The 23,296-nt window shown below is 72.2% G+C and carries 16 protein-coding genes; 10 read left to right on the top strand and 6 right to left on the bottom strand.

Features of this window, described 5'->3' with window-relative positions; genetic code table 11:
* The 8 genes from VGN18_RS16180 to VGN18_RS16145 form a co-directional block, all read left to right on the top strand.
* A partial coding sequence (locus VGN18_RS16180; protein ID WP_349259945.1) for a LuxR C-terminal-related transcriptional regulator occupies positions 1-131 on the top strand: 131 nt, incomplete at its 5' end.
* A 538-nt stretch (positions 132-669) separates the two neighbouring features.
* Entirely contained in the window at positions 670-873 is a 204-nt protein-coding gene (locus tag VGN18_RS16175) for a hypothetical protein (protein WP_327540741.1), read from the top strand.
* Between the two features lie 64 nt (positions 874-937).
* The gene (locus VGN18_RS16170; protein WP_327540740.1) at positions 938-3,349 is read left to right on the top strand and encodes a glycosyltransferase; all 2,412 of its coding nucleotides are present in this window, start codon (positions 938-940) and stop codon (positions 3,347-3,349) included.
* Positions 3,350-3,351: 2 nt separating this feature from the next.
* Complete coding sequence (locus VGN18_RS16165; RefSeq protein ID WP_327540739.1) at positions 3,352-4,950, top strand: ArnT family glycosyltransferase; 1,599 nt, start codon at positions 3,352-3,354, stop codon at positions 4,948-4,950.
* Positions 4,947-6,293, top strand: coding sequence for an alkaline phosphatase family protein (locus tag VGN18_RS16160; RefSeq protein ID WP_327540738.1), 1,347 nt, complete (start codon positions 4,947-4,949; stop codon positions 6,291-6,293). The genes VGN18_RS16165 and VGN18_RS16160 overlap by 4 nt, the downstream gene beginning before the upstream one ends.
* On the top strand, positions 6,290-7,816 hold the full coding sequence (locus VGN18_RS16155) for a hypothetical protein (protein ID WP_327540737.1): 1,527 nt from the start codon (positions 6,290-6,292) through the stop codon (positions 7,814-7,816). Before VGN18_RS16160 ends, VGN18_RS16155 begins: the two co-directional genes overlap by 4 nt.
* Positions 7,813-8,976: a hypothetical protein gene (locus VGN18_RS16150; RefSeq protein ID WP_327540736.1), complete on the top strand. Its 1,164-nt coding sequence runs from the start codon at positions 7,813-7,815 to the stop codon at positions 8,974-8,976. Before VGN18_RS16155 ends, VGN18_RS16150 begins: the two co-directional genes overlap by 4 nt.
* Positions 8,977-8,995: 19 nt before the next feature.
* A complete protein-coding gene (locus VGN18_RS16145; RefSeq protein ID WP_327540735.1) occupies positions 8,996-16,021 on the top strand; it encodes a hypothetical protein in 7,026 nt (2,341 codons plus the stop codon).
* A gap of 6 nt (positions 16,022-16,027) precedes the next feature.
* Here VGN18_RS16145 and VGN18_RS16140 read toward each other — a convergent pair whose 3' ends face one another.
* The 6 genes from VGN18_RS16140 to VGN18_RS16115 form a co-directional block, all read right to left on the bottom strand.
* Positions 16,028-16,966 carry a COX15/CtaA family protein gene (locus tag VGN18_RS16140; protein ID WP_327540734.1) on the bottom strand — a complete coding sequence of 313 codons (939 nt, stop codon included), beginning with the start codon at positions 16,964-16,966 and terminating at the stop codon, positions 16,028-16,030.
* Positions 16,957-17,673 (bottom strand): ABC transporter permease, encoded by a 717-nt coding sequence (locus VGN18_RS16135; protein WP_349259944.1) that lies wholly within the window; start codon positions 17,671-17,673, stop codon positions 16,957-16,959. Before VGN18_RS16135 ends, VGN18_RS16140 begins: the two co-directional genes overlap by 10 nt.
* Positions 17,674-17,717: 44 nt before the next feature.
* A complete protein-coding gene (locus tag VGN18_RS16130; RefSeq protein ID WP_327540732.1) occupies positions 17,718-18,650 on the bottom strand; it encodes an ABC transporter ATP-binding protein in 933 nt (310 codons plus the stop codon).
* 142 nt (positions 18,651-18,792) lie between these two features.
* Positions 18,793-19,464 (bottom strand): lysophospholipid acyltransferase family protein, encoded by a 672-nt coding sequence (locus VGN18_RS16125; protein ID WP_327540731.1) that lies wholly within the window; start codon positions 19,462-19,464, stop codon positions 18,793-18,795.
* A gap of 10 nt (positions 19,465-19,474) precedes the next feature.
* Complete coding sequence (locus VGN18_RS16120) at positions 19,475-20,746, bottom strand: MFS transporter (protein WP_327540730.1); 1,272 nt, start codon at positions 20,744-20,746, stop codon at positions 19,475-19,477.
* Positions 20,743-21,348: a winged helix-turn-helix domain-containing protein gene (locus VGN18_RS16115; protein ID WP_327540729.1), complete on the bottom strand. Its 606-nt coding sequence runs from the start codon at positions 21,346-21,348 to the stop codon at positions 20,743-20,745. Before VGN18_RS16115 ends, VGN18_RS16120 begins: the two co-directional genes overlap by 4 nt.
* A gap of 134 nt (positions 21,349-21,482) precedes the next feature.
* Between VGN18_RS16115 and VGN18_RS16110 the strand changes: the two genes are divergently transcribed.
* Positions 21,483-22,235: a metalloregulator ArsR/SmtB family transcription factor gene (locus VGN18_RS16110; RefSeq protein ID WP_327540728.1), complete on the top strand. Its 753-nt coding sequence runs from the start codon at positions 21,483-21,485 to the stop codon at positions 22,233-22,235.
* 3 nt (positions 22,236-22,238) lie between these two features.
* Positions 22,239-23,296: Fe-S cluster assembly protein SufB (gene sufB, locus VGN18_RS16105; protein WP_327540727.1), on the top strand; the 1,058-nt coding region annotated here is incomplete at its 3' end.

Below are 23,296 nucleotides of genomic sequence, written 5' to 3'. Positions count from 1 at the left end.
TCTCTCCCACCACGGTGCGTACACACGTGCAGGCCATCCTCATCAAGCTCGGCGTCCATTCCCGCCTGGAGGCGGTGTCGCTCGCGACCCGGCACGGGCTGGTGCGCCCGCTCGACGAGGTCGCCGGCTGACGCTCGGCCGGGCGATTTCGGACCGATCCGCACCGTCTCCTCCAGATGGAGGAGACGGCGATTCCGGTCGCGGCTCCAAGGTCGTGCCGTACCTGATCTTGGGCGCGTGTCGGGGAGGCGCTCGCACGGGGCGCGCCAGATGCGTCCAGCCCAGTAATTGCGGCCGGGAACGAATTGCTGCTCGCCGGTATTCGCCGCGCCATTAGACGCCCGGTCACGCTACGCAATCTCCTCCGTTCGGAGGAGGCGGAATTGGTACCCGCGAATGAGGCGAGGTCATGCCGATTGCCGATTCTCAACCCGCTCCGGTTGCTTACGTTTCCGCCAGGCAACTAGCCGGTTGCCGACCGTTCACCGTGCGGCCACCGACGAAGGAGGGGGGCGGGGATGACCGGAGTGTGCCCGAGGCGCAATGGCACGACTGCGCGACTTACGAGCGTCGGCACGGGACCAAGTGCTAGGTGGCAAGCGGCCGCCGGTTGGGCACACTGGACCCGTGACGACGACCGTGCGAGCGAGCTGCGCACACTGCGGCCCGGTGGATCTGCCCATCACCGCGGCCCAACTGCTGATGACCCTCGACGGGCCCGACACCCGCAACACGCTGACCTTCACGTGTCCGACCTGCGGGGCCGGTACGAGCCAGCGGATCACCGAACGGGGTACTCGGCTGCTGTCGGCCGCGGGCGTCGTGCTGCTGGCGCCCGGCTCGTCGACGGTCCAGACCGAGCGCGGCAGCTAGCCGCTCACCGCGCTCACCCTGTCGGGGCCGTCGGTGCGGACCGCCCGTCCCGAGCGGGGATGCGATGAGCGCCGCGATCGACGTCGCCGCGAGCTCGCTCGCCGGCCTCGACGCCCCGACGGTCACCGTCGTCGTACCGACCCGCAACGAGGCGGGCAACGTCGCGCCGCTCGTGTCGCGCCTCGGCGCGGCGCTGCGGTCGTACCCGCCCGGGACGGTCGAGATCCTCTTCGTCGACGACAGCACCGACGACACCCCGGACCGCATCCGCGAGGTCGCGGTGAGCGCGCCACGACCGGTACGGCTCATCCACCGGGCGGCCGGCCAACGCGTCGGCGGCCTGGGCGGTGCCGTGGTGGCGGGCCTGCGGGCCTCCCGGACCGACTGGGTGATCGTCATGGACGGCGATCTGCAGCACCCACCGGAGACGGTGCCCGAGCTCGTCGCGGCCGGTGAGGAGGGCGGCGCGGACATCGTGGTCGCCAGCCGCTACGTCGGTGCCGGGGATGCCTCCGGGCTCGGCTCGGTCGCCCGCACCGCCGTGTCGCGGGGCTCGACGCACCTGACGAGAGCGGTGTTCCCGCGCCGTCTCGCCCGCTGCACCGATCCGATGAGCGGCTTCTTCGCCGTGCGCCGGTCGTCGATCCGCGTCGACGACCTGCGGCCTTCGGGCTTCAAGATCCTGCTCGAGATCGTCGCGCGGTCGCGCCCCCTGCGGGTCGACGAGGTGGCCTTCACCTTCGCCGACCGGCACAGCGGGGACTCGAAGGCGGGCTGGCGCGAGGGGCTGCTGTTCGGGCGCCGCCTCGTCAGCCTCCGGCTGGCGACGCTGGTCGGGGCGCCCACCGGCCGCCTCGGCGGCATGGCCGGGTTCGCCCTGGTCGGCCTGACGGGGGTTGGCGTCAACACGCTGGCGCTGTGGCTGCTCGTGCACCTGGCCGGCGCCCCGGTGGCCCTGGCCGCCACCGGTGCCACCCAGTGCTCGACGCTCTGGAACTTCGCGCTGATCGACCGCTACGTCTACCCCGGTCCGAAGCCGCGGCCCGCCTGGCAGCGGCTGCTCGGCTTCGCCGTCGTCAACAACGTGGCGCTGCTCGCGCGGCTGCCGCTGCTCGCCTGGCTGATCCGATCCGCCGGCATGCACTACCTGCTCGCCAACGTGCTCACCCTGCTCGGCGTCTTCGCCGTGCGCTACCTGATCTCCGACCGTTTCCTGTTCACCCGTGGAGGAAAGATGACTGCGACCCTGCCGAAGGCCTCCGGCTCCGACACCTCGTCGGCGCCCGAGGGCACCGATCCGTGCGACGGCGCGCCGCGGCGCTTCGGACCGGTCGACCTCGTCGTCGACATGACCGACGGCGCCGGGCCGCGGATCCGGCGTCGCCCGGCGACCCGCACCCACTTCTACGACGTGCACGGCATCGTCACCATCGGCTCGGCGATCGCGCTGCCCGAGCTCACCCACTTCGCCGCCGAGCCGGCCGGTGAGCCCGACATCGACATCGCCGTCGGCTCGTTCGCCCCGGCCCGGGTGCGGGGCCGCACCCAGGTGACCCAGTTCGCGTCGCGCCCCGCCGTGTCCTACCGCGAGCACCTGGGCCGGGCCGGCTCGGACGTCTACATCGACATGACCGACCGCGTGCAGATCACCGTCGGCCCCCTGCTGGCCCGCTCGCCGCACGTCCTGTACACGAACGTCGTCGAGGCGCTGCTGCGCTTCGTCCTCGTCTCGCGCGGCTACATGCTCCTGCACTCCGCCTGCCTCGACTTCGATGGGCACGGGGTCCTGCTGTCGGCGCTGACCGACACGGGCAAGACCGGCACCGTGCTCAAGCTGCTACGCGAACACGGTGGCCGCTTCCTCTCGGACGACATGACGATCATCGACGGCAAGGGCCGCGCGCTGTGCTACCCGAAGCCGCTGACGATCAGCCAGCACACCCTGCGCGCGGTCAACGCCGGCGACCTGTCGGCCCGGGAGTGGCGGCGGCTGCGGGTGCAGAGCCGGGTGCACTCGAAGGAGGGCCGCGGGATCGGCGCGCGCCTCGGCGAGATCAACCTGCCGATCATGAGCATCAACGCGATCACGCAGCGGGTGATCCCGCCGCCGAAGTACACCGTGCAGCGGCTCGTGCCGTGCGAGATGGGCGTCTCGGTCGACATCGAGAACCTGTTCGTGATCGAGCGGGCGCCGTACCGTCTCGACGAGATCGAGCCGGACGGGCTGATCGACGAGTTGATCGCGAACACCGACGACGCCTACGGCTTCCCGCCCTTCCGCTACCTGGCGCCGGCCTTCGTGGTCGGGGGCGAGGAGTACGAGGAGCTGCGGGCCCGCGAACGCGCCATCCTCGTCAGCGCCATGACCGGCATCCGGGCGCGTCGCCTGGCGACTCCCGACTTCACCTGGTGCGACCACATCCCGAGCCTCGTCCGCACGGGTACGGGTTCGACTGCTCCCGTCACCGCGGAGTAGCGATGAGCGCCGGTCTCGACGCCCAGCCGGTCGGCGGCGCCGCCGATCCGCAGGAAGAGGCCGCGGCACCGGTGACGCCGGTTTACCCCGTCCGGCGTCGCCGGTGGCGGCCCGCTCGCGACCACGTGGTGCCGATGCTGCTCCCGGGCAGCGCACTGCTGATCGCGTTCGTGCTGCGCATCGCCGATCTCGGGGCGGTGGGGCTGAACAGCGACGAGGCCGTGTACGCGGCGCAGTCGGCCTCGCTGGCGGGAAACCCGCACTTCGTCGGCCTCTTCCCGGTCGTGCGGGCCCACCCCCTGCTGCTACAGGTGCTGATGTCGCCCTGGTACGCCGACGGCGTGCCGGACGTGCCCGGGCGCTACCTCGCGGCCCTGTTCGGGGTCGGCACCGTCGGCCTCGTCTACATGCTCGGACGCACGCTGTACGACCGCCGCGTCGGCGGGTTGGCCGCGTTGTTCCTCGCGGTCATGCCCTACCACGTCGCCATCAGCCGGCAGATCATGCTGGACGGCCCGATGGCGTTCTTCGCGACCGGCTCGCTGCTGTGCCTGGCCGTGGCCTCGACCCGGCCGGCGCGGGCGCGCTGGCTGATCGCGGCGGGGGCCTGCCTGGGCCTGGCCGCCCTGAGCAAGGAGACGGCGGTCATCCTGATCGGCTCGGCCTTCGTGTTCCTCGCGCTGGTCAACCACTTGTGGCGCCCGCTGCGCTTCCCGCTCGCCGGGGCGATCGTCGCGGTGACCATCGCGCTCGCCTACCCCGTGCTGACCGCGGTCGCGGGCGGCTCGCACAGCGGGCAGTCCTACTTGCTGTGGCAGCTGACCCGCGAGCCCAATCACTCGTTCGGCTTCTACTTCGACTCGGTCGGCCGGTCCATGGGACCGCTGCTGATCCTCGTCGCCGCCGCCGGCCTGATCGCGAACCGGTTCACGCACCTCGACTTCAGCTGGCGCGAGACCCTGCTGATCTCGTGGATCGGAGTGCCGCTGCTGTTCTTCGAGGTCTGGCCGGTCAAGGGGTTCTCCTACCTCACGCCGCTCGCCCCGGCGGTCGTCGTGCTCGCCGCCCGCGCGCTCGCGGCGCCGGCCTGGCTCAACGCCGGTCGACGGGTGCGGGCCGCGGTCGCCGCCGTCGTCGGGCTGGTCGTGCTCGCCGCGGCCGTCCCCAGCGTGGCCTCGATCGTGGCGCCGAACTCGAGCGGTCTGGCCGGGGCCGGTGGGCTGCGCGGCGGCCGCGAGGTCGGCCGTTGGATCGCGACGAACGTGCCCCTGGGGGCGCGGCTGATGACGATCGGGCCGAGCATGGCGAACCTGATCCAGTACTACAGCGGGCGGCGCAGCGACGGCCTGTCGGTGAGCCCGAACCCGCTCCACCGCAACCCGTCCTACCACTCGATCGACAACGCCGACCTCGAGCTGCGGTCCGGGTCGTACCAGTACGTCGTCTGGGACGCGTACTCGGCCGAGCGCTCGCCGGTCTTCGCGGCCCGGGCGAACCAGCTCGCCGCGCGCTTCCACGGCCGGGCGGTGCACGTTGTGCGCGGCGAGCTCCACGGGCGCGCCGGCCAACGTCTGATCGTGGTCTACGAGGTGACCCCGTGAAGCGGGCTCTGGCCCTGCTCGGGCTGGCCGCCGCGGCCGTGGTGGCGCCCGGGGGCATCGCGCCCGCGGCGGCCCGGCCCGCGGCGCCGGCGCCGGCGCGCACGCTGCAGCACCTCGTGCTCATGACCCAGAGCGGCCGCAGCTTCGACAACTACTTCGGAGCCCGTCCCGGGGTCGACAACATTCCGACCGACGCCTGCCAGCGGCCCAGCCACGTCAACCAACCAGCCTGCGTCAAGCCCTATCCGCTGGGCCCGAGCCCGAAGCAGATCCAACTGCGCAGCGCCGCGGCGGTGCAGCAGGCGTCGGTGGCCAAGGGCGCGATGAACGGCTTCGTCCTGGCCCAGACGACGCGCGAGTCCGACGGCACGGCCGCGCTGGGCTACTTCCGCCCCGCCGACCTCCCGTTGCTGAACGACCTGGCCGACCAGGGCATGGTCTTCGACCACTGGTTCGGCGGGGTGCCCGGGGGCAGCGTGGCCAACCGGCTGTTCGACGTCACCGCCCGGGCCGCCGGAGACCCGTCGACCGTGCCCGTCTCGGGCTGGTCGAACCAGGCCGTCATCTTCGACCGGCTGACCAACGCCGGCATCCCGTGGCGCATCTACGTGCAGAACTACGAGCCCGCGCTCACGGTCGACACCGCGTCGAGCAAGCAGCGCCGCGGTGGTCAGGTCACCCGGGTCCCGCTGCTCGCGATGCGGCGCTACCTCGACGATCCGAAGGCGATGTCGCACATCGTCGACCTCAGCCGCTACTACCGCGACGCGGTCACCGGCACGCTGCCCGCGGTGTCGGTCGTCGTCACGACGTCCTCCACCGAGCAGGCCCCGCAGGATCCGGCCAAGGGCAACACTCTCGCCCGGGCGGTGGTCAACGCGCTGATCTCCAGTCCGGAGTGGTCGAGCTCGGCGTTCCTGCTGCAGTACGACAGCTCGGGCGGCTGGTACGACCATGTGCGGCCGCCGCGCCTGGCCGGCGCCACGGTCGGTCTGCGGGTGCCGGCGCTGATGATCAGCCCGTTCGTCGCGCCGGGCACGGTCGACCACCGCGTCTACGACGCGGCGTCCACCCTCCGCCTGATCGAGACCACGTGGTCACTCGAACCGTTGGCCGAACGCGACCGCACGGCCGGTGATCTGCGGCAGGCCATCGACCTGCGGGCCCGCCCGCGCCCGGCGGCGCTCATCGGGGTGCCGACCGACCAACCGGTGCTCCAACCGGACAGCACGTTCCTCTACGTCGGCTACCTCGGGGCGATCGCGGTGGCGCTGGCCATCGTGGGCGTGACCGTCGGGACGACGACCGTGCGGGATCGACGACGACGGATGGTGACGGCATGACGCCGCGACGGATCGGGCGGCTGCTGGCCGCCGTCGGACTGCTGGCCGCCGTCGGTGTGGTCGTGCCGCCGGGTGCGGCGGCCGACCCGAGTGGCACCGTCTACATCTCGACCGTCCCGGCGGTGGGGGGCGTGACCTTCCTCGTCAGCGGCGTCCCGGTCACCACGCGGTCCGACGGCACCGCGGCGGTCGGCGTCGGCTCGCTCAACGGCATCGCGAAGCAGATCGTGCTCGACGGTTCCCGGGCCGGGGCGAACCGCGTCGCGCTGACCCGCATCACGGCCGGGCCGCACGTGTTGCGCGAGAGCCACCTGCGGGTCGGGCTCGACGTCGCCGCGCCGGTTCGGCTGGCGGTCGTGGCCGGCAGCACCGGGGTCAACCCGTCGACGGTGCAGAAGATCCGGCTGCACTCCTCGTTCGGGCAGACGCTGGATCTCGACCTCCGCCGCACGGCGACGGTGACTCTCGCCGCGCGCCGGACGACCCTGGAGCACAGCGGGCTGATCGCCCGTCCGGTGCTGTGGGGGATCAGCCAGGTGGTCGTCAACTCCGGGGTCGTGCTCAGCGCCGCGACGCCGCAGTTCGACCCGTTCGGTCACCCGACCTGGACCCTGCGGCTCAACGCCGCCCACGGCACCGTCGTCATCCGCACCATCCCGCCGACGCCCGGTGTCGCGTTCCAGCTCGAGGGCGCCGAACTCGTGACCGACCGCAAGGGCACGGTCACCGCACCGGTTGCCGACCTCAACAACCTGGCGGACAAGCTTCAGCTCGCCACCAACGCCGCGGGTGATGTCCAGGTGTCGGCCCTGCGGGTGAGCACCGAACGGTCGAAGGTCGAGCGCCAGCGGCGCCTGGTGGCCGCGCTCGACGTCCGCCGGCCGGTGCAGGTCCACTTCGTCGACCTGCAGGGGCGCCCGGTCGGGATCTCCATCGTCGGAGACGTGCGGATGTCGGTCGGCAGCACCAGGGTGACCATGCTCGGCCGGGAGCTCGACGCGCCGACCCCGCTGCTCAGCACGACCTCCAGCCGGGTCGGCGGCTCGTGGGAGTCGCGGCCGGTCACCTACCTGCTGCACTCGGTGCGCATCAACGGCAGCGAGGCGGTGTTCGACGGACGGCAGCACTTCACGCCGAGCCGCTCGGGGGTGTGGACGGTGCGGCTGGCCGTGTTCCGCATGGCGGTGTCCGTGCACGACGCGCTCTTCGGCAACCAGATCGGCTCCCGCGCGCTCGTCACCCGGCCCGACGGCGTGCACTACGCCATCGAGCTGTCGTCCGGCCGGCCCGAGATCGTGCCGGCGATGGTGCGCGGCCTGTACGGGCTGTCCATCGACTCGGCGATCGTCGCCGGCCAGACGAAGATCCTGGTGACGCGCGACGACAGCGTCGACCTGCGCGTCGTGACCCTGGTCGACGCGGTGGTCATGCTGGCCATCGGACTGTTCGTGCTGGTCGCCTCAGTGATCTGCGGACGGACGCTGGCCCGCCGCCGGCTCGCGGCGAGGAGGGCGGCGCCGTGATCGTCCGGCGGGCCGTGCTCGCGGTGCTGCTGGCGGCCCTGGGAGTCGGGGCCTCGGCCGGCCCGGCGCGGGCGACACCTCCGCCCGCGCGACCGCACGTGCCGGTGTACGCGTACTTCTACCAGTGGTTCGACCCCGGTTCGTGGGATCGCGCGAAGCAGGACTACCCACTGGCCGGGCGGTACTCGAGCGACGATCCGCACGTGCTGCGGGACCAGGTGACGGCGGCCCGCGGCGCCGGCATCGACGGGTTCCTGACCTCGTGGAAGAGCACCCCGAACCTCAACCGCCGGCTCACCCTGCTGCTGCAGGTGGCGCACGACGAGAAGCTCGACATCGGCGTGGTCTACGAGGCGCTGGACTTCCAGCGCAAGCCGCTGCCGATCGCGACGGTGCGCGCCGACCTGCTCTACCTCGTCCGGCGCTGGGGGAGCGACCTGCGCTCGAGCTACTACCACCGCCCGGTGATCGTGTGGACCGGCACCGACCAGTACCCGGTCGCCGACGTCGCGGCCGTGCGGGCGGCGCTCGGATCCTCGGCCTACCTGCTCGCGGCCTCGAAGAGCGTCGCCGGCTACCAGCGGGTCGCGGCGCACGTCGACGGCGAGGCCTACTACTGGTCGTCGGCCAACCCGCGGTCGGCGTCGACCCGGCAGAGGCTCGTCGACATGGGTGCGGCGGTGCACCGCGACCGCGGCCTGTGGATCGCCCCGGCCGCCGGCGGCTTCGACGGCACGACGCTCGGGCACAGCCGGGTGATCGACCGGCGGGACGGCCGCACGCTCGTGCGCAGCCTCGACAACGCCTACGCCAGCCGCCCCGACGCCGTCGGGGTCATCAGCTGGAACGAGTGGTCGGAGAACACCTACATCGAGCCCGGACGGCGCTACGGCGGCGAGGAACTCGACGTGCTGCGCAGCTACCTGGCCGCCCGCACCGGCGCGAGCCCCTCGTCCTCGCCGCCGCTGTCGGCGCCGCCCGCGACGTCCGCTCCGCACGGGACGTGGACCGGGCTGAAGGCCGTGCTGCTGCTGACCGTCGTGGTCGCCGTCGGCCTGGTCGTGCTCACCCTGCGGGCGTCGGATCGCGGCCGTCGGGACGCGCGCGACATCGGTGTGCACCGCCACCAGGCCGACCGGAAACTCGACCGCATCCACTGACCGTGGAAGGGGAGCCGACGTGGCTCGTCAGGATCGCACCAACGCGCGGCGTGCCCGTGGCGCATTGCTCGCCGCCCCGGTGGCGATCGCGGTCACCGTCGCCCTCGGAGCATCCCCGGCCGCGGCCAAACCCGCCCCGGACACGATCATCGACAGCGCCCCGGCCGCGTTCACCTCGAGCGCGGGCGCGTCGATCTCGTTCCACTCGACCGGCCCGAGCGCGACCTTCGCCTGCGGGTTCGACGGGGCGGCGCCCGCGCCGTGCGGGAGCCCCAGAACCTTCTCGGCGCTGCCGGCCGGGCGCCACACCTTCTCGGTCGCCTCGACCTCGGGCGGCATCACCGATGCCTCGCCCGCCACCGCCACCTGGACCGTCGACCTCACCGCCCCCACCGCGCCGACCGCCCTCGCCGCGTCCGCGCAGAGTCCGACGTCGGTGGCCCTCACCTGGACCCCCGGCACCGACAGCAACGGTGTCACCGGCGAGAAGGTGCTGCGCGACGGGTCGGTGATCGCGACGCTCGGGGCCGTGCCCGGCTGGACCGACACCACGGTGGCGGCCGCGAGCACGCATTCGTACTCGGTCGCCTCCATCGACGCGGCGGGCAACCCGTCGAGCCCGAGCAGCCCGGCGACGGTGACGACGCCGGCGGCCGCGACGCCGCCGGACACGGTGATCGACACCGCCCCCGCCGCGTTGACCAACAGCGCGTCGGCCACCGTCACGTTCCACGCCACCGTGGCCGGCGCGACGTTCGCCTGCACCCTGGACGCCGGCCGGGCCGGGTCGTGCACGAGCCCGAAGACGCTCACCGGGTTGGCGAACGGCGCCCACACGCTGAAGGTGGCCGCGACGGCGAACGGCCTGACCGATGCCACCCCGGCCACCGCCTCGTGGAGGGTCGACACGGTCGCGCCGACCGTGCCGTCCGGACTGTCGGCGAACGCTGCGGGCCCGACGGTGAATCTCGCGTGGACGGCGTCCACGGATGCGACCGGGGTCGCGGGCTACGACGTCTTTCGCGGCGGGGTACTGCTGGCGACGACCACGCTCACCACCTACGCCGACCCGACGGTGTCGACCGGGCAGGGTTACGCGTATGCCGTGCGGGCCCGGGACACGGCCGGCAACGCATCGGCCCTGAGTGCCGCGGTCACCGTCGTGCCGATGGCGAGCTACGACCCGCACCTGACCCGCGCGCCGTACCTGACCGACCTCGTCGGGTTGCACGTCGACGTCAACTTCGCCACCGACCAGTCCGACACCACCGGCAGCGTGCAGTGGGGCACGGTCGGCACCGGTGGCGCGTGCACGCCGTCGACGACCGTGCTCGCCACGCGCTCGACGATCCTCGTCGGCACGGTGTACGAGTACCAGTGGAAGGCCGCGCTGACCCTGCCCGCGACCGGCGCGTACTGCTACCGCGCCTACCTCGGCCCGCTCGACCTGCTGGCGGCCAACGGGTCACCGCAGTTCAGCACCCAGGTGCAGCCGGGGGCCACCGACACCTTCTCCTTCGACGTGCTCGGGGACTGGGGTCAGGTCGACACCTCCGGCCAGAACCCGGGGGCGGCCGCCCTGATGACCCAGATCGCGCTGAGCGGCGCCCGCTTCGCCGTCACCGTCGGCGACAACGGCTACCCGAACGGCAGCCAGATCAACTACGGGGACCTGCAGCAGTCGGGCGCGAACACCAGCGCCATCTTCGGTCCCAACTTCTGGACGCTGCCCGGGCAGCGGATCCCGCTGTTCACCGCGGTCGGCAACCACGGCGTGTCGGGCACGGCGCACGCCGACATCGCCACCTGGACGCAGGACCAGACCGTGCTGCAGTCCGGTGGCCGCTACCAGAACGACGCCTACTGCTGTGTCAACGGCAGCAACCCGTCGAACTACGGCAGCGAGTGGTACGCGTTCACCGCGGGCAACGTCCGCTTCTACGTCCTCGACTCGGCGTGGGGCGACACGAACTCCGGCACGCAGAACCCGTATGCCAACGACGCGCTCGCGCACTTCGCCCCGGGCACGCCCGAATACACCTGGCTCCTCAATGACCTGACCACGCACCCGACGCAGCTGAAGTTCGCGTTCTCGCACTTCCCGTTCTACTCGGACAACAACACCCAGACGTCCGACTTCTACCTGCAGGGCCCGACCAACCTCGAGGGCCTGCTCGGCCAGCACGGCGTACAGCTCGTGTTCAACGGCCACGCCCACATCTACCAGCGCAACTCGGCCAGCACGTCGGGCATGCCGATCACCTACGTGACGGGCGGCGGCGGCGCCACGCTCGAGCCGATCGGCCCGTGCACGTCGCGCGACCTGTACGGCATCGGTTGGTCGCCGACGAGCAACAGCGGTTCCGCCTGCGGATCGGCGCGAGTGCCGTCGTCGGCCGCGAACGTCTACCACTTCCTCAAGGTGACGGTCAGCGGCACGACCGTGACCGTCGCGCCGACCGACTCCACCGGGGCGGTGTTCGACCAGAAGAGCTACACGTTCAAGGTGCCGACCGACACCTACCTCGACACCGCCCCACCGGCCGGCACGACTGCGACGTCGGCGACCTTCGCCTTCCACGCCAGCGGCACCCCGGCGACGTACACCTGCCAGCTCGACGCGGGCACGGCCACGACCTGCACCAGCCCGAAGACCTACACCGGTCTCGCCGGTGGGACGCACACGTTCTCGGTGGCGGCCACGGTCAACAAGTCGAAGGATCCCACGCCCGCGATCGCCACCTGGACCGTCGACTCGACCCCGCCGACGGCACCCACCACGGTGACCGCGGTCGCGAGCTCGCCGTTCAGCGTCGACCTCGCCTGGTCGGGAGCGACCGACAACACCGGCGTCACCGCCTACCGGGTCTACCGCGACGGCGTCCTGCTCGCAACCGTGACGGGAGCGACGACCTTCACCGACGACACGGCGCACGCGTCGGCGACCTACGTGTACTCGGTGGTGGCCCTCGACATCGCGAGCAACGCATCGCCGTCGACCGCCGCCGCACCGCTCACCACCGCAGCGCCACCCGTGCCGATCTTCTCCGACGGCTTCGAGTCGGGCGGCCTCGGGACGTGGAGCACGAGCCACGGGCTCACCGCCGAGACCACGACGGCGAACTCCGGCACGTACGCCGTCGAGGGCAACACCACCACCGGTGCCGTCTACGCCAAGAAGACGCTGTCCGCGACCTACCCCGACGCGTGGTCGCGGGTCGCGTTCGACGTGATCGCCCAGCCGAGCCAGGTCAACCTGCTGCGCCTGCGCGACGCGTCGGGCAACTCGCTGGGGTACGCCTACATCGAGACCACCGGCCAGCTCGGCTGGCACAACGACGCCCTGGGCACGAACACGCTCTCCGACACCTCGCCGTCGCCGGGCTGGCACACCCTCGAGGTGCATCGCCTCGCCGACGCCGCCGGCACCTCCAGCGGGGCCCTCGGCCTGTGGCTCGACGGCGTCCCGGTCACCGACCTCTCGAACGCCTCGCTCGACGTCGGCACCGCGCCGGTCGGCGCGATCCAGATCGGGGAGACCCAGACCAACCAGACCTACGACGTTGCCTTCGACGACGTCGCCTTCGCGACCAGCCGGCTCGGGCCGACCGCCGACACGACGCCGCCCACCGTCCCGGGTGGTCTCGCCGGCACGGCGACCGGGCCGTTCTCGGCGACGGTGACCTGGAACGCCGCGACCGACGACGTCGGGGTCGTCGGGTACGACATCGCCCGCGACGGCATCCTGCTCGCGTCGGTCGGCAGCACGCTCACCTACACCGACAGTTCGCTGACCGCGAACTCGACGCACACCTACGCCGTCCGGGCGCGTGACGGTTCGGGCAACACGTCGGCCTGGTCGGACCCCATCTCGCTGACCCAGCCGAGCGCGGCCCCGCCCCTGTTCGTCGACGGGTTCGAGTCGGGCGACCTGAGTGCCTGGACGACGACCGGCGGTCTGGCGATCGAGACGGTGGACGTCCGCACCGGCAGCTACTCCGTCGAGGGCAACACGACGACGACGGCCGGGCCGCAGTACGCGAAGAGGACGCTGCCCGGCTCGTACCCCGACGCCTACGCCCGGGTCGCGTTCGAGGCGAACTCGGTCGGGGCGAACCAGGTGGCCCTGCTCCGGCTCCGGGACACCCCGACCGGCAGCGGCGGCTACGTCTTCCTGACCCCGACCGGCCACCTGGCCTTCCGCAGCGACGCGCTCGCGGCGGCCTCGGTCAGCGCGCGGGTCCCGGGTCCGGGCTGGCACACCGTCGAACTGCACCTCGCCGTGAACGGCGCGAGCAGCACGGTCGAGGTCTGGCTCGACGGCGTCGCCGTCCCCGACCTCACCTTCGCGAGCACCGACCTCGGCGCGATCACCGGCATCGGCGTCCTGCAGATCGGCGAGACGGCCACGGTGAGCGCCGACGTGCTCTACGACGACGCCGCATTCTCGACGAGCCGCATCGGGGTGGCCGTCGATGCGACGCCGCCGAGCGCGCCGGGCACCGTGACCGCCACGGCGAACAACCCGTTCACGGTCGCGGTCAGCTGGACCGCGTCGACCGACGACATCGGCGTCACCGGTTACGACATCCTGCGGGGAGGTGTCCTCCTGACCAGCGTCCCGGCCACGACGACGTCGTTCGTCGACACCACGGTGACGCCCTCCACCTCCTACCTGTACGGCGTTCGGGCCCGGGACGGGTCGGGCAACGTGTCACCGACGACGACGTCGACCGTGAGCACCCCGGCGGTGGCGACACCGCTGTTCAGCGACGGGTTCGAGACGGGTGACCTCTCGGGCTGGAGCGCGTCGGCCGGGTTGTCGGTCGAGACGACCGACGTCCACTCCGGGACGACCGCGGCCGAGGGGGCGACGGCGGCCTCGGGCGCGTACGCCCGGCGGGTGCTGGCCGCGACGTATCCCGACGCGTACGCGCGGGTCGCGTTCGAGATCGTGTCGCAGACCAGCCAGGCCACCCTGCTGCGCCTGCGCGACACGTCCGCCGGGAACGGCGGCTACCTCTTCCTCACCGCGACGGGCGCGCTCGCGTTCCGCAGCGATGCGGCGGCGAGCGGCGTGATCAGCAGCGTCCGGCCCGGCCCGGGCTGGCACGTGCTGGAACTCCACCTGGCCGTCGCCGGGGCGAGCAGCCAGGTGCAGGTGTGGCTCGACGGGAACGTCGTGCCCGCGCTGTCGGCGACGACCGACCTCGGCGGGGTCGGCGGCATCGGCGTGCTGCAGATCGGCGACACGGCGTCCACGACCGCCGACCTCCGCTACGACGACGCGGCCTTCTCCACCAGCCGGATCGGGGTCGGCGGCGACGTCACGGCGCCGAGCACTCCGGGGTCGTTCACGGCCACCGCCGGCGACGCCTTCACCGTCGGGCTGAGCTGGACCGCCTCGACCGACGACACCGGGGTGACGGGCTACGACGTCCTGCGCAACGGGTCGGTCGTGGCCGCCGGCCTGCCCGCCGCGACGGTCGGCTGGACCGACACCTCGGCGTTCGCCTCGACCGGCTACACCTACGCCGTCCGGGCGCGCGACGCCGCGGGCAACTCCTCGGGCCTCGCGACCGCATCGGTGACGACACCGGCCGCAGCGCCCCCGCTCGTCTCCGACGGCTTCGAGACGGGCGACCTGTCGACCTGGGCGACGGCGAGCGGGCTGTCGGTCGAGTCGAGCGACGTCCGGTCCGGCGGCTACGCGGCCGAGACGAGTACTCCGACGACGTCGGCGCCGATGTACGCGAAGCGGACCGTGCCCTCGAGCACCGACGCCTACGCCCGGGTCGCGTTCAAGGTGAACGCCCAGACCAGCAGCCGGGTGACGCTGCTGCGCCTGCGCGACACGGCGACGGACACGCTGAACGGTGGCTACGTCTACGTGTCGCCGAGCGGCGCGCTCGGCTTCCACAATGACGCCACGAACACGTTCACCGCCAGCAGCGCGCAGGCCGCCGCCGGCTGGCACGTGCTCGAACTGCACCTGAACCTCACCGGGTCCGGCCTGGTGCAGGTGTGGCTCGACGGCGCGGCCGTGCCTGATCTGACTGCCACCGCCGTGGTCAGCGCGAACCCGATCACCAGCTTCCAGGTCGGCGAGACCGCAGGTGTCGTCGCCGACGTCGAGTTCGACGACGCTGCATTCTCGACGAGCCGGATCGGTGTCGGCGGTGACGTCGCCGCGCCGACCGCACCCGGGTCGTTCACCGCGACGGCGAGCGGCCCGTTCTCGGTCGACCTGAGTTGGACGGCCTCGACCGACGACACCGGCGTGGTCGCCTACGACATCCTGCGCAACAACGCGATGCTGGTCGTCGGCCTGCCGCCGGGGGCGGTCGGTTGGACCGACAGCACCGCCGTCGCGTCGACCTCGTACACCTACACGATCCGCGCGCGCGACGCGGCCGGGAACGTGTCGCCGCTGGTGACGGCGGTCGCGACCACACCGGCGGCGACCCCGCCGTCCTTCGCCGACGGCTTCGAGTCGGGGACGCTGGCGGCCTGGTCGACGTCGGGCGGCCTGACGCTCGAGTCGAGCGACGTGCGGAGCGGCGCCTTCGCCGCCGAGGGCAGCGCCCCGACGACCGCGGCGCCGATGTTCGCCAAGAGATCGGTCACCGCGGCCACCGACGCCTACGCCCGCGTCGCGTTCAAGGTGTTGAGGCAGACCTCGAGCCGCGTGACGCTCCTGCGCCTGCGCGACACCGCGACCGGCACGGGCAACGGCGGTTACGTCTACATCGCCCCGAGCGGCGCGCTCGGCTTCCACGCCGACGGCGCGAACACGTTCACGGCGAGCAGCGTGGCAGCCGGTCCCGGCTGGCATGTCGTCGAGCTGCACCTGACGATGAGCGCGACGGCCGGCGTGGTGCAGGTGTGGCTCGACGGCAACCCGGTGGCCGACCTCGGTTCGGCAACGGCCAACCTCGGCGCCAACCCGGTCGCGAACCTGCAGGTGGGAGAGACGGCGAGCGTGCTGGCCGACGTCGAGTTCGACGACGCCGCGTTCTCGACCAGCCGGATCGGGCTCGGCTGAGAACCTTCAGGCAGGTGCGGGCCGCGCCACCAGCTGCACGCGCAGCGCGGCCAGCCACAGCAGGCAGGCGCCGAGCATGTGCAGGCCGACGAGCAGCGGCGGCACGTGCAGGAAGTACTGCAGGTAGCCGATGAAACCCTGTGCCAGCTCGACGCCGAGCAGCGCGACGACGGCCTGGCGGAACACCTCGCCACTGCGAAGGGCGTAGGCCAGCACGACCATGCCGATCGTCAGGCCGATGAGCACCATCACCGCGTCGGCGTGCAGCTGGGCCACGGAGGAGACCTTCAGGCCGGTGCGGTGCACCTTGCCGCTCTGCAGGTCGCCGGCGTGCGGGCCGCTGCCGGTGACGACGGTGCCGATGACGAGGGTCGTCGCCGTGACGGCGGTCGTGGCCCAGGCGAGCCGGCGTCCGGCGGTGGGGAGCGGCGCGGCCGGCCGCGGCCCGAGACGCCACCACATCACGTAGGTCACCACGATGATCGCCATCGACAGCAGGAAGTGCAGGGCGACGAGCCAGGGGTTGAGGTGGGTCAGCACGGTCAGCCCGCCGAGGACGGCCTGGGCCGGGATGCCCAGCGCGGCCCAGGTCGCGAGCCCCCGCTCCGAGCGCAGCAGCATGGCCACGACCCAGGTGGCCACAGCGACGATCACGAGCACGAAGGTCAGCTGCCGGTTGGTGAACTCGATGATCCCGTGGATCGCGTACTTCTTCGTCGGGGTCAGCGAGCTGTCCGTGCACGACGGCCAGGTGGGGCAGCCGAGCCCCGAATTGGTGAGCCGCACCGCGCCCCCGGTCACCACGATGAGCACGTTGACGATCACCGAGGTGAGCGCGAGCCGGCGCAGGGCGACCGCGGTCTGCAGCCACGACGGCAGCCAGCGAACCACCTGGGCGTCGTGCCCGGGCGTGCCGGCGACGACCGGGTCGGTACTCACTCCCACCGGAACCACCGCGCGGCCGCGGGCAGGGCGACCGCGGCCCAGACGCTCAGCGTCAGGGTGTCGCGACCGGGCAGCCCGTGACCGTCGAGGAGCACCTGGTGCAGGCCGTCCGACAGCGCGGCCGAGGGCAGGTACTGCAGCACGTCGGCGAGACCGTTCGGGTACTTCGACAGCGGGATCGCGATGCCGCCGGCGAACAGCAGCACCAGCCAGATCAGGTTGGCCGCGGCGAGGGTCACCTCGGCCCGCAGCGTGCCGGCGAGGAGCAGCCCCAGACCACCGAACGCGAGCGTGCCCAGCACGACCAGCACGAGCACGAGGAGCGGGTCGCCGTGCGGGTGCCAGGCCAGCGCGAGCCCGAGCAGCGCGATGACGGCGATCTGCACGATCTCGAGCAGCAGCACCGAGAGCGTCTTGCCGAGCAGCAGCACCGAGCGGGGCAGCGCCGTGGCGCCGAGACGCTTGAGCACGGCGTACTTGCGCTCGAAGCCGGTGCCGATCGCCAGCCCGGTGAAGGCCGCCGACATCACCGCCAGCGCGATGATGCTCGGCACGACGAAGTCGATGCGGCGCGGCGAGGGCAGCGAGTACAGCAGCGGCAGGTTGAAGAAGACGAGCAGCAGCAGCGGGATCAGCAGGGTCAGCCCGACCTGCTCGGCGTTGCGCAGGAGCAGCCGGAACTCCATGGACGTCTGGGCGGCCAGCATCCGCGAGCGGGGCGCCGCCCCCGGCCTCGGCGCGAAGGAGAGCGTCACGTGCGCAGCTCCCGTCCGGTGAGGTCGAGGAAGACGTCCTCGAGGGTGCGCCGCTCGACCGAGAGCTCCTCGGCCAGCACCTGCTGCGACGCGCACCAGGCGGTGAGCGTGGCCAGCAGCTGTGGCGTGACGTCGCCGGTGACGAGGTAGCGCCCCGGCTCGGGCTCGCTGGCGTGCGAGCCGGCCGGCAGCTCGTCGAGCAACAGGTCGAGCCGCAGGTCGGGCACGGCCCGGAAGCGGATCTGCCCCTCGGCGCCCGCGCGGGTGAGCTCGGCCGGCGTGCCCTGCGCGACGACGCGTCCGGCATCGACCACCACGACGGTGTCGGCCAGCTGCTCGGCCTCGTCCAGGAAGTGGGTGGTGAGCACGACGCTCACGCCGTCGGCCCGCAGCGCGCGGACGAGCTCCCACGTGGCCCGGCGCGACTGCGGGTCCATGCCGGCGGTCGGCTCGTCGAGGAACACGAGCTCGGGTCGGCCGACGAGAGCGAGCGCCAGCGAGAGCCGCTGCTGCTGCCCGCCGGAGAGGCGCTTGACCGCGGTGCCGGCGACATCGCCGAGCCCGACGGTCGTCAGCAGCTCCTGCGGGTCCTGCGGGGTGGCGGCGTAGGACGCGAACAGGCGCAGGAGTTCGGCCGCGGTCGCTCCCGTGTAGCCGCCGACGCCGTCCTGCAGCATCACGCCGACCCGCGCCCGCAGCGTGGCGGCGTCGGCGACCGGGTCGAGGCCGAGCACCCGGACCGTGCCGCTGTCGGCCCGGCGGAAGCCCTCGCAGATCTCGATGGTGGTCGTCTTGCCGGCGCCGTTCGGGCCCAGCAGCGCCAGCACCTGGCCGCGGGGGAGCGTCAGCGACAGCCCGTCGACGGCGCGGCGCGCGCCGTAGGCCTTGACGAGATCGACGATCTCGACGGCAGGACTGGGCGCGGACACCCGCTCAGTCTAGGAACGCCCGGACATCCTTCCCGCGCCGCTCTCGGCCCCGGTGACCCGACCGACAACCCCTGTCCGCCTTGTCCGCCGCTGTGGTTGTGAATTCGTCGAAATTCACAACCACACGAGCGGACAAGGCGGCCTACTCGGTGACCTTCAGGCTGGACGCGAATTCGTCGACGTAGTCCTGCCCGCTGAGCTTCTGCACGGCTTCGCGGACGGTCTCGGTGACCTCGCGCAGCACCCGCGAACTGCGCTCCTCGGCGGCACGGTCGCCGAAGTGCAGGACCTCGCCGAAGTGCACCCCGACGGGGGCCCGGTGCCAGCGGTGCGAGTCGGGGGACTTGACGTCGCGGGTGCCGACCAGCCCGACCGGGAGCACCGGGGCGCCGCTGCGCAGGGCGACCCGGGCGACACCGGTGCGGAACTTGTGCAGCCGCCCGTCGGAGGAGCGGGTGCCCTCGGGGTAGATGCCGAGCGCGCTGCCGTGGCTCAGCACCTCGACGCCGATGTCGATAACCGCGGCGGCCGAGCGGGTGTCGGTGCGCGCGACCGGGACGTGCCCCATGCCCTCGAAGAACGCCTTCATGGCCCGGCCGCGCAGCCCCGGCGTGGTGAAGTACTCGGCCTTGGCGAAGTAGAAGATCTGGCGGCGGGCGGCGAGCGGGGTGAACACCTCGTCGGCGAAGGAGATGTGGTTGGCCGCGATGATCACCGGGCCCTCGGCCGGGACGTTCTCCGGCCCCGTCACCACCGGGTGGTAAACGGCGCGCAGCGCGGGGGCCAGCGTCAGCTCGAGGGCTCGGTACAGCATGGGGGAGAACCTATCGCGCTGCGAGGGCCGGTTCCTCCGGTCCGACGGGCTCGCCGGTGTGATCGACGCGGTCCATCGCCCGGAAGGCGGGGAGCACGAACGGTGCCAGCGTGGTCACGAGGTAGGCCGCGGCCGTGACGGCCAGGGCCGTCCGGATGCCGAGGACCTCGGTCAGCGCGCCGCCGGTGAGCGCGCCGAACGGGATGCCGGCCCAGGCCGTCGCACCGAGCACGCCCAGCACGCGCGCCTGCAGCGGCCGCGGCACCCGCTCGTACTCGATCGAGCCGAGGATCGGGTTGATGGCGCCCGCGGCCAGCCCGCCGACGACGCAGGCGACGAGGACGGGGGAGACCGTGGCGGCGAGGGCCATCGCGAACATGCGGGGACTGCCGGCGAGCAGGAAGCCGACGGCGTAGGTGCGGCGCCGCGGCAGCCGGTGGCCGAGCCAGGTCGTGGTGATGTTGCCGACGACCGCGCCGGCGCTGAACACCCCGCCGATCAGCCCGAGGGCGACCGAGCTGTGCGCGACGTCCTTGGCCCAGACCGGCGTGAGCACGGCCGACGACGCCTGGTCGAGCAGGTTGGTCACCATCACCATCAACCCGATGCCCATCAGCAGCCGGTCGGCCCGCAGGTACCGGAAGCCCTCGCCGAGCGAGGCGAGGTAGGAAGCGGGCGATTCGCCGCCCGCAGCGGACGGGCCGGGCTCGGCGGACCGGGGCACCAGCGTGGCGACGAGCGCGGCCGAGACCAGGAAGCTCGCGGCGTCCAGCGCCAGGACGTTCAGGGCCGAGGTGACGCCGATGAGCACACCGGCCAGCGGCGCCCCGACGAGCGAGGCCCCGCGCGACACGCCGTCGTAGAGCCCGGCCGCCCGCTCGATCGGTGTTCCGGCTGTCTCGCGCACGCCCGGCAGCAGCACGTAGCGGGCCGCGTCGCCGCCGCCGCGCAGCGCCCCTGCGGCCATGACGAGCGGGACGAGCGCGCCGATCGGCAGCGCCCCGAACGCGTGCAGCAGCGGGATCGCCCCGAACAGCACCGCTGCTGCGATGTCGGTGAGCACGCAGATGCGCCAGGCGCCGACCCGGTCGACCAGCGGACCGCCGAGCCCCTGCACCACGACGTAGGGCGTCATCTCGGCCGCGGCGACGAGTCCGGTCTGCGTCGGGCTACCGGTGGTGGTCAGGACGAACCAGGGCAGGGCCAGCGTCGACATGCGGGTGCCGAGGGTCGAGATCCCGACGGCGGTGACGAGGCCGATCAGGCCGCGCCGCTCGCTCATGACTCGGGCAGGGGGGCGAGCGGGAACAGCTGGACCTGGGCGACGAACTTGCGCGCCCCCTCGGGCGGCGGCGCGTCGTCGCGGTCGCGGTAGCGCGCCAGCACCTCGAACAGTTCCTCGTTCAGCGCCTTCGCCCGCTCGGCCGTCAGCGTCATCAGCCAGTCGCTCAGCGTGCAGGCGTCGGCCCAGTCCGGCCCGTAGGTCGCGGGAACGTCCTCGACGATGTCGGCGAAATCGAGCATGCGCTCGCTGTAGCTGCGGGCGACGGCGCGCAGGTACTGCCCGCCGGTCTCGCGGTTCTCGTCGTTGAGGGTCATGTCGAAGCGGGTGCCCCGGTGCACCGAGCGCCACCAGCGCTCGCGCTTCGTGCCGCGCTCCGGGTCCTCCTCGATGAAGCCGTGCAGCTCGAGCTGGCGCAGGTGGTAGCTCGTCGCGCCGGAGGACTCGCCGAGGTCGTGGGCCAGGCGGCTCGCCGTCGCCGGACCGTAGAGCCGGAGCCGGCCGAGCAGCCGGACCCGGAGGGGATGGGCGAGCGCCCGCAGACCGACGAGGTCGAGCTGGACGTCGCGGGCCGGGTCGAAACCGGTGATGTCGTCGGGCACGGGGCCCACGTTCCCACATGCAAAGAACCTTTGCAACGGATGTTTGCAACAATCTTTTGCATCTGGCGACGACGGGTGGATCACCCCACACCCCAGGTTCTGCGCGGCCGCAGCAAATACGTCATACTGGTGTTGTGAAAATCCGATCCGGGACGACCGTCAGTGCGGGCAGAGCCGCGCGCGCTGATGATGACCGGACGGCCGACCGCACCCGCGACGCCGTGGCCCGGGTCGTGCTCGAGAGGGGCCCGCAGAGCGCGGCCGCCCTCGCCGAGCAGCTGGGGCTCTCCGCCGCCGGGGTGCGGCGCCACCTCGACTGCCTCGTCGCCGACGGCCTGCTCGTCGAACGCGAGCCGCGACCGTCCTCGCACCGCGGCCGAGGGCGTCCGGCCCGCACCTACGCCCTCACCGATGCCGGTCGCGCCTCGTTCCCGCACGCCTACGACGACCTCGCCAACACCGCGCTGCGCTACCTGCGCGAGACCGGTGGCGACGCCGCGGTGGCCGCCTTCGCCGAGCACCGGGCGCAGGGACTCGCCGACCGGCTGGCCGGTCAGGTCGACACCAGTGCGCCGCTCGCCACACGGGCCGCGTCCCTCGGCGCTGCGCTGTCCGAGCATGGCTACGCTTCGACCACGGAGCAGGCGGGTGCGGGCGTGCAACTGTGCCAGCACCACTGCCCGGTCGCGCACGTGGCCGCGGAGTTCCCGGAACTGTGCGAGGCCGAGACCCGGGCCTTCGAGCAGGTGCTGGGTACCTACGTCCAGCGCCTCGCCACCATCGCCCACGGCGACGGCGTCTGCACCACGCACGTCCCCGACCCGCCGTTCCACCAGAAAGACCTGCACCGAACCGAGCACGCCACCGGCAATTCCGGGAGGAACTGAGATATGACGACCGCCCCCGAACGCTCCCTCGACACCCCGTTGACGCAGGACCAGCAGATCGACTCGCTCGGCCGCTACAGCTTCGGCTGGGCCGACAACGACATCGCCGGAGCCAGCGCCCGTCGCGGGCTGTCCGAGGCCGTCGTCCGCGACATCTCGGCCAAGAAGAGCGAGCCCGAGTGGATGCTGAACCACCGCCTCAAGGCGCTCGGCATCTTCGACAAGAAGCCGATGCCGAACTGGGGCTCCGACCTGTCGGGCATCCACTTCGACAACATCAAGTACTTCGTCCGCTCGACGGAGAAGCAGGCCGCGACCTGGGACGACCTCCCGGCGGACATCAAGAACACCTACGACAAGCTCGGCATCCCCGAGGCCGAGAAGCAGCGCCTCGTCTCCGGTGTCGCCGCGCAGTACGAGTCCGAGGTGGTCTACCACCAGATCAACGAGGAGCTCGAGAAGCAGGGTGTCATCTTCATGGACACCGACACCGGCCTCAAGGAGCACCCGGAACTGTTCCAGGAGTACTTCGGCTCGGTCATCCCGTCGGGTGACAACAAGTTCTCCGCGCTCAACTCGGCCGTGTGGTCGGGCGGGTCGTTCATCTACGTGCCGAAGGGCGTGCACGTCGAGATCCCGCTGCAGGCCTACTTCCGCATCAACACCGAGAACATGGGCCAGTTCGAGCGCACGCTGATCATCGTCGACGAGGACGCCTACGTGCACTACGTCGAGGGCTGCACCGCGCCGATCTACAGCTCGGACTCGCTGCACTCGGCCGTCGTCGAGATCGTGGTCAAGAAGGGCGGCCGCTGCCGCTACACCACCATCCAGAACTGGTCGAACAACGTCTACAACCTGGTCACCAAGCGCGCGAAGGCCGAGGCCGGCGCGACGATGGAGTGGGTCGACGGCAACATCGGCTCGAAGGTCACCATGAAGTACCCGGCCGTGTGGCTGACCGGCGAGCACGCCAAGGGCGAGGTGCTCTCGATCGCGTTCGCCGGCGAGGGCCAGCACCAGGACGCGGGCGCGAAGATGCTGCACCTCGCGCCGAACAC

Origin of the sequence: Jatrophihabitans sp., assembly GCF_036000465.1 — a bacterium.
GTDB lineage: Bacteria > Actinomycetota > Actinomycetes > Mycobacteriales > Jatrophihabitantaceae > Jatrophihabitans.
Note: the sequence above shows the minus strand (reverse complement) of the source record. Positions and strands in the feature narration are given on the sequence as shown.